The sequence below is a fragment of the Limnohabitans sp. Jir72 genome (assembly GCF_003063575.1).
Classification (GTDB): Bacteria; Pseudomonadota; Gammaproteobacteria; order Burkholderiales; family Burkholderiaceae_C; genus Limnohabitans_A.
Map to the genome: position 1 here is coordinate 34,363 of NZ_NESC01000012.1, position 15,275 is coordinate 49,637.

The following is a 15,275-nucleotide window of genomic DNA, read 5'->3' on the forward strand; positions in this document are numbered from 1 at the left end:
GCCAACCCCATATTTCCACGCCGGAAACAAGGCAGGTTTGAGATGAATTTTTCCGAGCTTTTCATTCGTCGTCCCGTGATGACGGTTTTGTTGAACACGGCCATCCTGCTGGCGGGTGTCGTTGGCTATAAAAACATTCCAGTGTCAGCGTTGCCCAGTTATGACACTCCCGTGATCAGTGTCACGGCAACATTGCCCGGGGCCAGTCCTGAGACCATGGCCAGTTCGGTGGCGCTGCCACTGGAAAAGCAATTCCAGACGATTCCGGGCCTCAAGGTCATGAGTTCGACCAGCACGCTGGGCTCGACGTCTGTCACGCTCGAATTCATTGAAAGCCGCAACATCGATTCGGCGTCTCTGGACGTGCAGGCCGCTTTGCTGCGCGCACAGCGCACTTTGCCGATTGACATGACGATCCCCCCGTCCTATCGCAAGGTCAACCCTGCAGATGCACCTGTGTTGTTCATTTCTTTGCGTACACCTTCCATGGCGCAATCGGAATTGCAGGATTACGCTGAGCATTTGATCTCGCCGACTCTGTCCACCATCGATGGCGTGGCCCAAGTCAACATTTTTGGTGCCAAGCGCTTTGCCGTGCGTGTGCGGGTCAAGCCCGAGGCCTTGGTGGCCCGCAATATTGGTCTGGATGAGCTGAGTTCAGCCCTCAAACTGGCCAACGTGAATACCCCTGCGGGCACCTTTGAAGGTGACAAGCAGACTTTGGTGATCCAGGCCAACCGCCAGATGGGCTCGGCCAGCGAATTTGCCGAACTGATTGTGAGCAACAAAGGTGGCAACCCAGTGCGCCTCAAGGATGTGGCCTCGGTGGAAGACAGTGTCGAGGTACTCAAGACCTGGGCCACGCTGAACGGCGAGAACAGCATCAGCTTGGCCATCCTGCGTCAGCCGGGTGCCAACACCGTGCGTGTGGTCGACGCGGTGATGAAAACTTTGCCCGCCTTGCAGGCGCAGATGCCTGCATCGGTCACCATGACGCCTGTCAACGACCGCTCTGTGTCCATTCGCCACGCGCTCGAAGACGTGACATTGACGCTGCTGGGCACCATCATTTTGGTGGTGCTGGTGATCTTTTTGTTCTTGCGCCGATTTGTGGCCACGGTCATTCCTGCGCTGTCCTTGCCCGTCTCGTTGGTGGGGGCGGTTGCGCTTTTGTGGGGCCTGAACTACAGCTTGGACAACATTTCGCTGCTGGGTCTGACGCTGGCGGTGGGCTTGGTGGTGGACGACGCCATTGTGGTGCTTGAGAACATCATTCGTCACATTGAGGAAGGGGTCGAGCCCTTCAAGGCAGCCGTGATCGGTGCGCGTGAAATGGGCTTCACCATCATCTCGATTTCGACCTCCCTGGTGGCGGTGTTCATCCCCATCTTTTTCATGCCTGGCGTGATCGGTTTGTTGTTCCACGAATTCGCTGTGGTGGTGGGCTTGTCGATCGGTGTGTCGGCATTCGTGTCGCTCACCTTGGTGCCGATGCTCGCCAGCCGCTACCTGACCGGTGAGGACCACAAGAAAAAGCCAGGCCTGATCGTTCGTTATTTTGAAAAAGGTTTCAACGCCACCTTGGCAGCTTATTCACGCACATTGGATTCGGCTTTGGGTCATTCCAAGTGGGTGCTGATGGTGGCCGCCGCAACATTTGCAGCCACAGTGTGGATGGTCATGGTCATCCCCAAAGGCTTTTTCCCAGAAGAAGACATTGGACAGATTCAAGTGACCACCGAAGCGGCTGAAGACGTGTCTTTCGACGCCATGGTGAGCTTGCAAGAGCGGGTGGTTGCCTTGATTCGCAAAGACCCCAATGTCGATGCCGTGAGTTCCTTCAACGGCGGCACGGGTTCTCTCAACACAGGCCGCATGTTCATCGTGCTCAAACCCCAAGGCGAGCGCAAGCCGATGAAGGGCGTGGTCGAGGATTTACGCAAAAAATTGCGATCGATTCCGGGCATCAACGTGTTCATGCGCCCTGTGCAGAACCTGCAGTTGGGTGGCCGTCAGAGCAAGGCACGCTACCAATACATCCTGCAAAGCGTGCAGGCCGATCAGCTCAACGTCTGGGCCAACAAGCTCCAGGAGAAGATGCGGGCCGATCCGATCTTCCGTGACGTGACGAGCGACGCGCAACTGCGCGGCCTGCAGGCCCAGATCAAGATTGACCGCGACCGTGCCAACACCCTTGGCGTGTCTGTGGACGCCATCCGCACAGCGCTGTTCAGCGCTTTTGGTGAACGCCAGGTCTCGACCATGTATCTGGCCACCGACAGCTACCAGGTGATCATGGAAGTGGCCCCTGAGGCCAAGCAAGACGAATCCGCTTTGACGGGTATCTATGTGCGATCGGGCAATGGCGCTTTGGTGCCTTTGTCCAGCTTTGCCACTGTGGAGCGCACCGTTGGCCCCACGGCCATCAACCATGTGGGCCAATTGCAAGCGGTCACCGTGTCTTTCAACTTGGCCCCCGGTGCCGCTTTGGGTGACGCCACGGCCAAAATCGAGCAAGCCAGCGATGCGATCCAGCTGCCCAAGTCCATCATCACCACCTACGGTGGCGATGCGGCGGTGTTCAAGGACTCGCAAGGCAGCCAGTCCATCCTGATCATTTCGGCTTTGCTGGTGATTTACATCTTGCTGGGCGTGCTGTACGAGAGCTACATCCATCCCATCACCATCTTTGCGGGTCTGCCTTCTGCGGCCGTGGGCGCTTTGGGGACTTTGATGCTGTTCGGCCAGGACCTGACACTGATCGCCACCATCGGTGTGCTGCTGCTGATCGGTATCGTGAAGAAGAACGCCATCATGATGATCGACTTCGCGTTGGAAGCCCAGCGCCACCACGGCATGACCCCCAAAGAGGCCATCCGTGAGGCCTGTGTCTTGCGGTTCAGGCCCATCATGATGACCACCATCGCGGCCATGATGGGTGCCTTGCCCATCGCCTTGGGCTTGGGTGCGGGTGCTGAACTTCGCCAACCCTTGGGGCTGGCGGTGGTCGGTGGCTTGATCTTCTCCCAGGCCGTGACCCTGTACATCACCCCCGTGATTTACTTGGCACTGGAGCGGTTCAGCGGCAAGGGGCCCATTGTGGGCGACGATCCACGGGGCACTGCGGTGTGATCTGAAACAAAAGGGGCCAATCTATTCAATTGGCCCCTTTTTTGAATGTCAGGCGCTCGGGCACGTCATGAGAGATGCCCGTCAAACATCATCACATCTACTTCATCGCCCACGGCCACGTTGCCTTGAGAATGGCCAAGCACCATCAGGCCATTGGCCTGCACCATGGAGCTGAGCACGCCCGAGCCTTGATTGCCAGTCAGACTGACGACCAGTTGGCCTTGGGCATTGGTCGAGACGGTGCCGCGTTGGTATTCTGTGCGGCCCGGTTTTTTGCGCAAGGCTTGCAGGCTGTGCGCCTTGAGCAGTGGCAGCGCAGGGGCTTTCCAGCCCATCAGTTGCTGCAAGGCCGGACGCACAAATGCGGCAAAGGTGACCATCACCGCCACGGGGTTGCCCGGCAGGCCAAACAAAACGGCCGCGTGATTGGTTTCGCGGATGCGGCCTACTGCCATCGGGCGACCAGGCCGCATGGCGATGCGCCAGAACGCGACATCCCCCAGCTTTTTCATCATGGCCTTGGTGTGGTCGGCTTCGCCCACGCTCACGCCGCCACTGGTGATGACCGCATCGGCTTGCTGTGCCGCTTGGCGAAAGGCTTGTTCCAACGCAGCGGGTTCGTCGCGCACAACGCCCATGTCGATCAGTTCGCAGCCGAGTTTTTGCACCAAGCCGGCCACGGTGTAACGGTTGCTGTCGTACACAGCGCCTTCGCGGGGAGCTTCGCCCAGGCTCAGGATTTCGTCGCCGGTAGAGAAATAGGCCACTTGAGGGCGGCGCCACACCTGCACACATGCCAAGCCCAAGCTGGCCACCAGGCCACAAGCAGCTGGGGTGAGCCGAGTCCCGGCGGACAGCGCCACTTGCCCCGCCATCAGGTCTTCACCCAGCAAGCGCCGGTTGTCGCCCGCTTGCAGCAAGCCAGGGGGAATGGTCACTTGGTCTGCTGTGGTTTGGACGAATTCTTGGGGCACCACGGTGTCCAAGCCCTGCGGCATGATCGCGCCGGTCATGATGCGCACGCATTCACCGGTTTGAACTTGGCCTTGCCACGCTGCACCGGCGAGGGCCGTTCCTACCACTTTGAATGTACTGGCCTGGCTGGCCTGCAGTTCGCTGCCGCGCAAGGCATAGCCATCCATGGCCGAGTTGTCGTGTGGCGGCACGCTGATGGGGGAAACCACGTCCTGCGCCAGGATGCGGCCCAAGGCCTGCATCAGCGGCACGGATTCTTGTTCGCGCACAGGGGTGACCAATTCGGCCAGAAAAGCGTTCACATGGCCCGCAGGCAGGGCTTGCGGGTCGTACCCCTGCAGGCCTTGTGCAATCTCGTCTAGTGAAGGAAGCTGGGTCATGACCTTGGGGCGATGCCGCTGTGGCATCGCGTTTTAAATGGATTCGAGTTGCAGCAATTCCTGCAAGGTGTTCGCGTTGGCAAAAGCATGGGGATCATCGCCAGGCTGGTTGAAGGCGACCAGCGCACAGCGGTGTTCTGCAGTCCAAGCGTCGATCTTGCGGCCGCCGCTTTGCGTGAATTTCACCAAGCTTTCGAGCAAAGACACTTTGAGCAGGCAAAACACCGGTTGTGCTCTGATCTGGCCATCGGTTTCGGGTGCTGTGGCCATGGCCAAGTCGGCATCTTGTTCGTGCAGGGCCTGCGCCAGCCGTTCTAGCAAATCCAGCGGGAACAAAGGTGAGTCGCAAGGCACCGTGAGCAGCAGTGGTGTTTCGCAGCGCTCCAGCCCCGTGAGGAAGCCTGCCAGAGGACCGGCATAACCATCGATGCTGTCGGGCCAAACGGGCACACCCAGGGATTCGTAGGCCGACAAATTCCGGTTCGCATTGATCAGGATCTCCTGCACGGGCAGGCTTTGCATTTGCAGCCGCATCAGGGTTTGCAAGGCCAAAGGCAAGCCACGGAAATTTTGCAAGCCTTTGTCGACGCCGCCCATGCGCGAGCCGCGCCCACCGGCCAGGATGAGGCCGGTGATGGCCGGTAGATGAACGGTCATGGGCATCAGCCTCCGATGTAACTCATTTCGACCCGGCGGCCCGGGCCGCCGGCGGTGTCGGGGCCGCGCAAGCTGCGCAAAACCGAATACTGGTCGGCGCGGCCTTGCCAGATGGCATCGATGGTGGCGGCCATCGCCTCATCCGTGCTGATCTGGTCGCGCAGCAACTGGCGCAGGTCATAGCCCTGGCTGGCGAACAGGCACAGGTACAGGCGTCCTTCTGTTGATAGCCGCGCGCGGTTGCAATCCCCGCAAAATGCCTGGGTGACGCTGCTGATGACACCCACTTCGCCAAGTTGGGGGTCGTAATCCCCTTGGGCATTGGCGTAGCCCCAGCGCTCGGCAGTCTCGCCAAGCGCCGAGTGCCCCAGTTGCACCAAGGGCATCTCGGCCTGGATGCGTTGCACCACCTCGGCACTGGGCAGAACCTCGTCCATGCACCAGCCATTGGTGGCGCCCACGTCCATGTACTCGATGAAGCGCAGCACCACGCCTGTGCCCTGGAAATGCCTGGCCATGGGCAAAATTTCGTGGTCATTGGTGCCGCGCTTGACGACCATGTTGACCTTGATGGGCCCCAGACCTGCCGCTTTGGCCGCTGCGATGCCTTGCAAAACCTCTTCAACCGGAAAGTCGACATCGTTCATTTGTCGAAACACGGCATCGTCCAGACCGTCCAGGCTCACAGTCACCCGCTGCAGGCCGGCATCCTTGAGGCTTTGGGCCTTGCGCGCCAGCAAAGAGCCGTTGGTGGTCAGCGTCAGGTCCAGTGGCTGTCCATCGGGCGTTCGCAAGGCCGCCAGTTGGCTGATCAGGATTTCGATGTTCTTGCGCAGCAGCGGTTCGCCCCCGGTCAAACGGATTTTGCGCACACCCCGGCCGACAAACACGGTTGCCAGTCGGGTGATTTCCTCAAAACTGAGCAAGTGGCTTTGCGGCAAATAGGCGTAATCCTTGTCGAACACCTCTTTGGGCATGCAGTAACTGCAGCGGAAGTTGCACCGGTCCGTGACGCTGATGCGCAAGTCCGTCAAAGGCCTGCGCAAGGCATCGGTCGGTGTTGTGCTCAGGGCTGCGCCTGCCGCGTGGGGCAAAGGCAGACTGGGGTGGCGCTGGTCAACCAGCGGTATAACGCGTTCAGACATGGCTTCGATTGTGCCCGAGTGTTCAGGCCCTCAGCGGCTTGTGGACAAGCACCAAGCTGCGGTGCAGGTCTCTTAACCGTGTTGAATCGCCACGGTTTTGAGTGTGGTGAAACCCAGCAGGGCTTCAAACCCTTTTTCGCGCCCATAGCCCGAAGACTTGACCCCGCCAAAGGGCAGCTCCACGCCACCGCCTGCGCCGTAGTTGTTGATGAACACCTGGCCGCTGCGCACGCGTTTGGCCATGCGGAACTGCCGCCCGCCGTCACGCGTCCAGATACCGGCCACCAAACCAAATTCGGTGGCGTTGGCCAATTCGACCGCATGGTCCTCGTCTGTGAAGGCCATTGCCGACAGCACCGGGCCAAAGACCTCTTCTTGCGCCAGGCGGTGCATCACCGGCACATCGCGCAGCAGGGTGGGGGCTTGGTAAAAGCCGCCTGCAGGTACGCCTGCCGCGATTTGCCCTTGGGCCACGGTGGCGATGCCGTCCGCTTTGGCTTGGTCTAAAAAGCCGGTGACGCGCTCCAGCTGGCTGGCCCGGATGAGCGGTCCCAAGTCCAGGTTCATGGCGGCTGAACCCACCTGCAGGCGGCTGAAGGCTTCACCTAGGCGCTTCAAAAGCGGTTCGTAAATGCCCTGCTGAATCAGCACGCGCGAGCCTGCGCTGCAGGTCTGGCCAGAGTTTTGCACGATGGCGTTGACCACCACCGGAACGGCCGCGTCCAGATCGGCGTCGTCAAAAATGATTTGCGGACTTTTGCCGCCCAGCTCCAGTGTGACCGGGCAGTGGCGCTCAGCCGCGACTTGCTGGATGAGCGTGCCCACGCGGGGGCTGCCTGTGAAGCTGATGTGGTCAATGCCGGGGTGGCGGGCCAGCGCATCGCCCACTTCGTGGCCATAGCCGGTAACGATGTTGATGGCTCCGGGCGGAAAGCCCACCTCGGCGGCCAGCTGCGCCACGCGAATCAGGCTCAGGCAGGCATCCTCGGCGGGCTTGACCACGCAGGCATTGCCTGCGGCCAAGGCGCCACCCACGCTGCGGCCAAAGATTTGCATGGGGTAGTTCCAAGGGATCACATGGCCAGTCACGCCATGGGGTTCGCGCCAAGTCAGCACGCTGTAGCCGTTTTGGTAGGGCAGGGTCTCGCCATGCAGTTTGTCGCACGAACCCGCATAAAACTCAAAGTAACGGGCCAGGGCCACCGAATCGGCTGCGGCCTGTTTGGTGGGCTTGCCGCAGTCGCGCTGCTCCAGTGCGGCGAGCTCAGCGGCGTGCTCATTCACTTTTTGCGACAGCTTCATGAGCAAGCGTCCACGCTCCACGGCGGTCAGCTTGCCCCAAGGGCCGTTGAAAGCGGCGCGGGCTGCTTGTACCGCGGCATCGATGTCGGCGGCTTGGCTGCGCGGGATCTGATCGAACACCTGCCCGTCAGACGGGTCGAGCACGTCGATGGTTTGGCCTGCCAGGGCCGGAACGGATTGGTTGGCGATGAAATTCAGTTGCATGGCCCCGATTGTGATCCCACCTCGGTATTTGGAAATCACGCCAGAGACAGCCCAAAATTGCCGGGGGAGGCGCAAGCCCGGTGAAAGTAAAATCGGGGTTAATCCCTAGGATTCCAATTCCCTCAACTTTCCCAACGAGACAACCATGTCCCTGAACAAAGTCACCCCCGGCAGCAAAATTCCTGAAGCGTTCAATGTGATCATCGAAATCCCGATGAACTCCGACCCTGTGAAGTACGAAGTGGACAAAGAGTCCGGTGCTTTGTTTGTGGACCGTTTCATGGGCACCGCCATGCACTACCCCACCAACTACGGCTACGTGCCCCAGACCATCGCCGGTGACGGTGACCCGGTCGACGTGTTGGTGATGACCCCCTTCCCTTTGCCCCCAGGCGTGGTGGTGACTTGCCGCGCCATTGGCATCTTGCTGATGGAAGACGAAGGCGGCATGGACGGCAAAATTTTGGCCGTGCCTACGGAAAAAATCTTGCCTGTCTACGCCAACATCAAAACCTTGGCCGATGTGCACGAGCTGCAGCTCAAGCAAATCGCCCACTTCTTTGAACACTACAAAGACCTCGAAAAAGGCAAGTGGGTCAAGGTCAAGGGCTGGGAAGGCGTCGAGTCTGCTGCCAAAGAACTGATGGACGGCATCGCCAATTACCAAAAAGCCTGATGGGTCTTTGCCAGCGGCTTCTGCCTGAAGCTGCTGGATCCGCTGAACGCCTGCCCGGTTTGCGCCGCGCAGGCGTTTTTTTGGGGTTTTTACTGGGGCTTTTTCAAAGGCGAGTGCTGCTGCAGGGCTTCCATGTAATTGTCAATCCCCGCTTTTTCGCGCTCCAAATACCGCGCCACCGCTTCTGAAAACGCCGGGTGCGCCAGCCAGTGGGCGCTGTATGTGGGCGTGGGCAGCAGGGCGCGGGCCATTTTGTGCTCACCTTGGGCCCCGCCTTCAAAGCGCTTGACGCCATTGGCGATGCACCACGCGATGGGCTGGTAGTAACAGGCCTCAAAGTGCAGGCAGTCCACCCGCGCCAGCGCGCCCCAATAGCGGCCATAGGCCACTTCGGGTTGGCCTTGGGCATCCAGGTGCAGGCCGATCAGGCTGATGCCGATGGGCTGCGCTTCGTGTTCGGCCACAAAAAGCAGCCAGTTTTGGGCCATGTCGGTGCGCATGGACTCAAAAAACGCCGGGGTCAAATAGGGCGCGTTGCCGTGTTCCCAATAGGTTTGCTGGTAGCAGCGCAGCAGCAAGGCCCAGTCGTCCCCGGTCATGTCGGGGCCGCGCACGGCGCGGAACGTCACGCCCGCCTCCTGCACTTTGCGGCGTTCTTGCCGGATTTTTTTGCGCTTTTCTTGCGTCAGGCTGGCCAAAAAATCGTCGAAATCGCGCCAGCCCTGGTTCTGCCAATGGAACTGCACCTGGTCGCGCTGCAGCAGCCCGGCTTGTTCGCAGGCCTGCAGGTCGTGCGGGCTGCCAAACAAAATGTGCAGGGACGGGATGTGGTTGGTTTGGCAAATGTCCAGCAAGGCGGCCAGCAGGGCTTGGCGGGCGGCGTCAGACTCGGCCAGCAAGCGGCTGCCAGGCACGGGGGTGAAGGGCGAGGCGACCAGGGCTTTGGGGTAGTAGTCGAGGCCGTGGCGCTGGTAGGCGTCTGCCCATGCGTGGTCAAACACGTATTCGCCGCGTGAGTGGGTCTTGATGTAGAGCGGGCAGGCGGCGGCCAAAACCTCGCCTTGCAGGGTGCTGCGCCAAAGGCTGATGACTTGCAGCGTCCATCCGGTCTCGGGCGAGGCCGATTGGCTGGTCAGCATGGCCGACAAATAGGCATGCTGCATGAAGGGGGATGGCGCGTCTTGCCGGGCGAGCAGGCCGTCCCAGGCTTCAGGCGCGATGGCACTCAGGTCGTCTTCCACCCGGGTGACATAATTCAAGCTCACATTTTCCAGCACCTGTATGACTCTCCAAATTCGTGTGGCCCAGCTCAACTTTGTCGTCGGTGACATGCAGGGCAATGCCCGCAAGATCATCGATTTCGCCACCCAGGCCCATGCCGAGGGTGCGCGCCTGGTGCTGACGCCCGAGCTGTCGATTTGCGGCTATGCGGCCGAAGACCTGTTGCTGCGCCCCGCTTTCATTGACGCCTGTGATGATGCACTGAAAACAGTGGCCCACGAACTGGCTGGGTTAAAAGGTTTGCATGTGGTGGTGGGCCACCCCGAAGGCGGCGGCGTGCGCACCCGCAGCGTGGCGGTGACGCGCCGCCACAACCGCGCCAGCGTCTTGTGCGAAGGGCAAGTGGTGTGTGCTTACGACAAACGCGAGCTGCCCAATTACCAGGTGTTTGACGAGCGCCGCTACTTCACGCCCGGCAACGGGGTGGGGGTGTTTGAGGTCGAGGGCGTGCGTGTGGGACTGTTGATTTGCGAAGACGCCTGGTTTGACGAACCGGCTCGCCTCGCGCGTGACGCGGGCGCGCAAATGCTGGCGGTGCTGAACGCCTCGCCTTTCCATGCGGGCAAGGGCCCGGAGCGCGAGCAACGCATGCGCGAGCGCGTGGCCGATTGCGGCTTGCCCTTGATTTACGCCCATTTGGTGGGCGGTCAGGATGAGGTGATTTTTGAAGGTCGTTCGTTTGCGCTCAATGCCCAAGGCGAAACCGTGGCGCGGGCCGAGGGTTTCCGTGAATCGGATTTGGCGGTGCAGGCAACAGTTGGGCCGAATGGCGTGGCACTGCGCGCCGCTGCCGATGCCCTTGTGCCTTTGGCCAGCGCCGATGCCGAGCTTTGGGACGCGCTGGTGCTGGGCGTGCGCGACTATTTGGGCAAGAACGGTTTCAAGGGCGCGATTTTGGGCCTGTCGGGCGGCATCGATTCGGCGCTGGTGTTGGCGATTGCGGTGGATGCGATAGGGGCTGACAAGATCCACGCGGTGATGATGCCGTCGCCCTACACGGCCGACATCAGCTGGATCGATTCGCGCGACATGGTCAAGCGCTTGAACGTGCGTTACGACGAGATTTCGATTGCACCGCTGTTTGATGGCTTCAAGCTGGCGTTGTCGGCCCAATTTGAGGGCTTGAAAGAGGACACGACCGAAGAGAACATCCAGGCCCGCATTCGCGGCACCCTGCTCATGGCGCTGTCCAACAAAACCGGGGCGATTGTGCTGACCACCGGCAACAAGAGCGAGATGGCTACGGGTTACTGCACCCTGTATGGCGACATGGCGGGCGGCTTTGCAGTGATCAAGGACGTGGTCAAGACCCGTGTGTTTGACCTGGCCCGCTGGCGCAACCTGAACGACCCTTATGGTACGGGCAGCCAGCCAATTCCTGAGCGCATCATCACCCGACCGCCCAGCGCTGAACTGCGACCCGACCAAAAAGACCAGGACAGCCTGCCCGCTTATGAGGTGCTGGACGCCATCATCCAGCGCTACATGGAAAATGACGAGGGTGTGGAGGCACTGATTGCCGACGGCTTTGAACGGGCCGATGTGGAAAAAGTGACCCGCCTGATCAAGCTCAATGAGTACAAGCGCCGCCAGTCCCCGGTAGGCATTCGCGTGACACACCGCAGTTTTGGCAAGGATTGGCGTTATCCTATGACCAACAAATTCCGCGCCTGATGGCGTGTTTTATACATTTTGAAAGACTTTTGCCATGAAACAGATCACTGCCGTCATCAAGCCGTTCAAACTCGAAGAAGTCCGCGAAGCTTTGGCTGAATGCGGCGTGACCGGCTTGACGGTGACCGAAGTCAAGGGTTTTGGCCGTCAAAAAGGCCACACCGAGCTGTACCGCGGCGCGGAATATGTGGTCGACTTTTTGCCCAAGGTGAAGGTGGAAGTGGTGATCAAGGACGATGATGTGGACCGTTGTGTAGACGCCATCATCAAAGCGGCACGCACCGGCAAGATCGGCGATGGCAAGATTTTCGTGACCTCGGTCGAACGTGTGGTCCGTATTCGCACGGGCGAACAAGACGACACCGCCATCTGATCGCCAACAAGTCGGTGGACTATGGCGATTTGCCACAGCCCCAGCTGGTCGTGTCAGATCAATTCAGAGCGAGCGGGCAGGCTCATGCCCGATTGTTCAACCAGCGACTCAAGCAAGGCCCTAGGCTCTGTGGCCGTGGTCACCAGTTCGGTTTGCCACGTTCCCATGAAGTCGTGTGACACAACCTGACCGATGAAGGCCATCAGGCTGTCGTAATAGCCATGGCAGTTCAAGATGCCGATGGGTTTGTCGTGGTAACCCAGTTGGCGCCAAGTCCAGACTTCAAATAACTCTTCAAAGGTGCCGATGCCGCCTGGCAACGCCAAAAACGCATCGGCTTTCTCGGCCATCATCCTTTTGCGTTCATGCATGGTGTCCACCACATGCAGTTCGGTCAGGCCGTGATGAGCCCATTCTTTCTCCACCAATGCGGTGGGGATGATGCCAACGACCTGTCCACCAGCGCCCATTGTGGCCTGAGCGACGATGCCCATCAGGCCGTTGCGGCCACCGCCGTAAACAAGTTGCCCGCCGTGTTCGCCGATCCAGGTGCCGACTTGTCTTGCCATTTCGGCAAAGCGCGGGTCATCGCCGTTGCGTGAGCCACAGTAAACGCAAAGGGAAAATGCAGGCGCAGCCATGTTGAGGTGCCTTGTCAGGCCTGCAAGGCCTGTTGGATGGCCGCCATCCAAGTGCCGACACACAGCAGCAAGCTGAGCAATACGGCTGCGCTGCCCATGTCTTTGGCGCGCTTGGACAAGTCATGCCACTCTGGGCCGATGCGGTCGATGGCCGATTCAATGCCTGTATTGAGCAGCTCAACAATCATGACCAACAAAACCGAGCCAGTCAGCAGGGCGGTTTCTACCCAGTTTTGCCCGAGCCAAAAAGCCAGTGGCAACAGGACCACAGCAGCGATCGCTTCTTGGCGAAAAGCGGTTTCGTGCCAGCCAGCCAAAAGGCCTTGAAGTGAATAACCTCCCGCATGCAAGACGCGGCTCAAGCCGGTTCGTGCTTTTTGCGGGTTGACAGGGGTGGCCTTAGATGGACGTTGATCGGACATGGGGTCATTCATTGGGTTGAAATCAACCGGGTTCCAGCCCATGCATCATGCCAAAACTGGCGTTGTGGGTGAAAGCGGCTGAGCAAGGCCCAGACGAGGACCCAGCCCAGCGTGAGCACTGCAACTTCCAGTGCAGGCAGTTGAAAGGGCAGGGTCACCATCAAGGGTGGCAAGAACCAAAGCCAGGACAGGATGTAGCGCAAAAGGGCCCGTGGCTGGGTCAGGCGCTGACCCGCAGCGTCCACAGCGCTGATGTGCCAAGTTTTCATGGCCAGGGTTTGACCGCGCGACCAAAACCAGGTGAAGTAAATGCCCAGAATTAAAAATAAAAATGCTTGCAAGCCAGGGCGATTGTCCATGGCGTGTTTGGTCTGGCTGAGGGCGCTGAAAAGGTAGCCTGAGATGAAAACCACACCAAAAAGCAGCATGCCCTCGTAAAGCCAGCAGGCCATGCGTCGTTTCAAGGGGGGCGCTGTCAAGTCTGTCTGCACTGGTACCGCCGGATCGTGTTTCGTCAAGAGGTAGAGCCTTCAGAGTGCGATGGTGAATCTGTAGGCTGCTGTGTGTTGGCCGCTTTGGGGACTTTGGGGAGCAAGGTTTTTCGGTCCAACGGCTGCGTGCTGCCGCCTGTTCGGGTGATGTCCTTGGCGCTGTCAATGGCGCGCGCTTGCGGGGCCACCAAGCGAACGGTTTCGGCGGGTTTAGAAATGGTGGCGGCACTTTTCGCCGGGCCCGTGGTGCCGGCCGATAGCAAGCGTTTGTCTTCGGCAGACAAGGCTTGGTAGGCTTCCCATTTGGCTTTCTTGTCCTCAGTGGACAAGCTTTGGATCGCGTAGTAGTTGAAGCGGGCTTGGTTGCGTTGCTGCGGGCTCATACCGACCCAATCGGCCATGCGCGTGTGCATGATCGCTTGCTCATTGGCTGGCAGCTGGGTGAAGTTTTGCGAAATGGCCAGCCATTTGCTCTGTTGCTGAGGCGTCAAGCTGCCCCATTGCGCCGCCAATGGTGCCAAGGCCAATTTTTGCTGAGGTTTCAGCGCTTGCCAGTTGCTGCCCGCATTAGCCGCAGCTGTAATGGACGGCACCGGTGCAGGTGCCGTTTGCGCCGCACTGCTTAAAAAACAAGCAGTCAGCGCTATGCCGCAACACAGTTTGACCATATCTGCTGTGTCAGTTTCGCGGTTTTTTGCTTCAGTCATTCTTGGCTCTGTCACCGATACCTTGTTTCAAAAACTGGACAAAGCCTGCATCTGCATAGGCGTCAGGTGGCAATTCGTCAGTCAGTAAAGCCGAGTCGATGGCAGCGAGTTCATTGGTGCGGCTGTCTTGTTGGATCCATTGAATGGCCGTCAAGCCCACCACCAGTACCAGCAAGGGCAGCACGGAAGCCAGAATGCTCCAAAGGTTGAGACCTTCGTCGCCAGATGCGGTCAAGGTGCCATTGCTTTGAATGCCTGTTTTTTTGGCAAAACTCAGTTGCATGACCGGCTTGCGCTCAGCCAAGGCCCGCTGGCGTGCCACGCGCAAGCGCTCTGAGATATCGTGGCTCAGGCTGGGTGTGGCCATGGTCAGTTGGGCTGAGAAATGCCTGCCTAAACGGTCCATGTTCAGTTCTGCTGATGTATTTTGAATTTTCATGGTCTCAATCCCTGGTTTTCCAATGTTTGGCTCAAGGCCTGAATGGCCCGGGAACAATGGGTTTTGACGCTGCCTTCTGAGCAGCCCATCACGGCCGCAGTTTCTGCTACGTCCAACTCCTCCCAATAACGCAGCAGGAAGGCTTCTCGTTGACGTGCAGGCAACGACATCACAGCCGATTCGATGTGTTCAAGGGTTTGTAGCCTGCCAACCCACTCTTCTGCGCTCTCAACGTTGTTACCTTGGTCGCTGCTGTTGCTCACTTCCAGCAGGTCAAAATCCCCATCGGTGTCATCCGATCCAAAGTCACTCAGGTTGGTGAACAGGGCGTTGCGCGTTTTTTTGCGGCGAAACCAGTCTAAAACAGTATTGGACAGGATGCGCTGGAACAACAAGGGCAATTCGGCAACAGGCTTGTCGGCGTAATTGCTGCAAAGCTTGATCATGCTGTCTTGCAAGATGTCCAAGGCCGCATCTTCGTCCCGCACATGGTAGAAGGCGCGCTTGAAGGCCTTTTTTTCCACATTTTTCAGAAAATCTGAAAGTTCTGAGTCGGATGCCAACTTGATTTCCTGCCTTCGCGTTGGCGAGGCTGTTGCCTGTTTGTCATGAAAGGGCATGCATTTCTTCAAAGGGTCTGCATACGGTCGCGTTGATTATCGCACCGGGCGCTTGTGTGATCTTGCTTGACGCGGTCTTTTTGGAAACCTTCTGTACAAATGCGATAATGCGCGATTGCAATTGAAAAAAAGCAAACGGATCACCGTCCGGCACTT

15 protein-coding genes are annotated in these 15,275 nt (G+C 59.1%); 4 read left to right on the forward strand and 11 right to left on the reverse strand.

The features are described from left to right. Positions 1–42 precede the first annotated feature (42 nt). A complete protein-coding gene (locus B9Z52_RS15145) occupies positions 43–3,132 on the forward strand; it encodes an efflux RND transporter permease subunit (protein ID WP_108414690.1) in 3,090 nt (1,029 codons plus the stop codon). Between the two features lie 65 nt (positions 3,133–3,197). On the opposite strand, the gene glp is transcribed toward B9Z52_RS15145, so the two are convergent. The 4 genes from glp to B9Z52_RS15165 form a co-directional block, all read right to left on the reverse strand. Continuing rightward, positions 3,198–4,487: a gephyrin-like molybdotransferase Glp gene (gene glp / locus B9Z52_RS15150; RefSeq protein WP_108414739.1), complete on the reverse strand. Its 1,290-nt coding sequence runs from the start codon at positions 4,485–4,487 to the stop codon at positions 3,198–3,200. Between the two features lie 33 nt (positions 4,488–4,520). After that, on the reverse strand, positions 4,521–5,144 hold the full coding sequence (mobA, locus tag B9Z52_RS15155; protein WP_108414740.1) for a molybdenum cofactor guanylyltransferase MobA: 624 nt from the start codon (positions 5,142–5,144) through the stop codon (positions 4,521–4,523). Positions 5,145–5,149: 5 nt separating this feature from the next. Further along, entirely contained in the window at positions 5,150–6,289 is a 1,140-nt protein-coding gene (moaA, locus tag B9Z52_RS15160) for a GTP 3',8-cyclase MoaA (protein WP_108414691.1), read from the reverse strand. Positions 6,290–6,361: 72 nt separating this feature from the next. Next, positions 6,362–7,795 (reverse strand): aldehyde dehydrogenase family protein, encoded by a 1,434-nt coding sequence (locus tag B9Z52_RS15165; RefSeq protein ID WP_108414692.1) that lies wholly within the window; start codon positions 7,793–7,795, stop codon positions 6,362–6,364. Positions 7,796–7,940: 145 nt separating this feature from the next. Here B9Z52_RS15165 and ppa point away from each other — a divergent pair, with 145 nt between their 5' ends. After that, positions 7,941–8,471, forward strand: coding sequence for an inorganic diphosphatase (ppa, locus tag B9Z52_RS15170; RefSeq protein ID WP_108414693.1), 531 nt, complete (start codon positions 7,941–7,943; stop codon positions 8,469–8,471). A gap of 89 nt (positions 8,472–8,560) precedes the next feature. Here ppa and B9Z52_RS15175 read toward each other — a convergent pair whose 3' ends face one another. Then, positions 8,561–9,748 carry a GNAT family N-acetyltransferase gene (locus B9Z52_RS15175; protein WP_108414694.1) on the reverse strand — a complete coding sequence of 396 codons (1,188 nt, stop codon included), beginning with the start codon at positions 9,746–9,748 and terminating at the stop codon, positions 8,561–8,563. Positions 9,749–9,752: 4 nt separating this feature from the next. On the opposite strand from B9Z52_RS15175, the gene B9Z52_RS15180 reads away from it, so the two are divergent. Both B9Z52_RS15180 and B9Z52_RS15185 read left to right on the forward strand, forming a co-directional pair. Further along, the gene (locus B9Z52_RS15180; RefSeq protein WP_108414695.1) at positions 9,753–11,426 is read left to right on the forward strand and encodes an NAD+ synthase; all 1,674 of its coding nucleotides are present in this window, start codon (positions 9,753–9,755) and stop codon (positions 11,424–11,426) included. Positions 11,427–11,460: 34 nt separating this feature from the next. Next, positions 11,461–11,799, forward strand: a complete 339-nt coding sequence (locus tag B9Z52_RS15185) for a P-II family nitrogen regulator (RefSeq protein ID WP_108414696.1) — start codon at positions 11,461–11,463, stop codon at positions 11,797–11,799. A gap of 53 nt (positions 11,800–11,852) precedes the next feature. Here the strand turns inward: B9Z52_RS15185 and B9Z52_RS15190 are convergent, their stop codons facing one another. From B9Z52_RS15190 to B9Z52_RS15215, 6 genes are read right to left on the reverse strand one after another with little or no spacing between them, the layout of a single operon-like run. After that, the gene (locus B9Z52_RS15190; protein ID WP_108414697.1) at positions 11,853–12,440 is read right to left on the reverse strand and encodes a TIGR00730 family Rossman fold protein; all 588 of its coding nucleotides are present in this window, start codon (positions 12,438–12,440) and stop codon (positions 11,853–11,855) included. A gap of 14 nt (positions 12,441–12,454) precedes the next feature. After that, positions 12,455–12,862, reverse strand: a complete 408-nt coding sequence (locus B9Z52_RS15195; RefSeq protein ID WP_108414741.1) for a diacylglycerol kinase — start codon at positions 12,860–12,862, stop codon at positions 12,455–12,457. An 8-nt stretch (positions 12,863–12,870) separates the two neighbouring features. Then, positions 12,871–13,326: an RDD family protein gene (locus tag B9Z52_RS15200; protein ID WP_369907940.1), complete on the reverse strand. Its 456-nt coding sequence runs from the start codon at positions 13,324–13,326 to the stop codon at positions 12,871–12,873. Positions 13,327–13,376: 50 nt separating this feature from the next. Next, positions 13,377–14,060 carry a DUF3106 domain-containing protein gene (locus B9Z52_RS15205; RefSeq protein ID WP_108414699.1) on the reverse strand — a complete coding sequence of 228 codons (684 nt, stop codon included), beginning with the start codon at positions 14,058–14,060 and terminating at the stop codon, positions 13,377–13,379. After that, a complete protein-coding gene (locus tag B9Z52_RS15210; protein WP_108414700.1) occupies positions 14,053–14,499 on the reverse strand; it encodes a DUF3619 family protein in 447 nt (148 codons plus the stop codon). Before B9Z52_RS15210 ends, B9Z52_RS15205 begins: the two co-directional genes overlap by 8 nt. Beyond that, a complete protein-coding gene (locus B9Z52_RS15215; RefSeq protein ID WP_108414742.1) occupies positions 14,496–15,062 on the reverse strand; it encodes an RNA polymerase sigma factor in 567 nt (188 codons plus the stop codon). Before B9Z52_RS15215 ends, B9Z52_RS15210 begins: the two co-directional genes overlap by 4 nt. Positions 15,063–15,275: the final 213 nt, after the last annotated feature.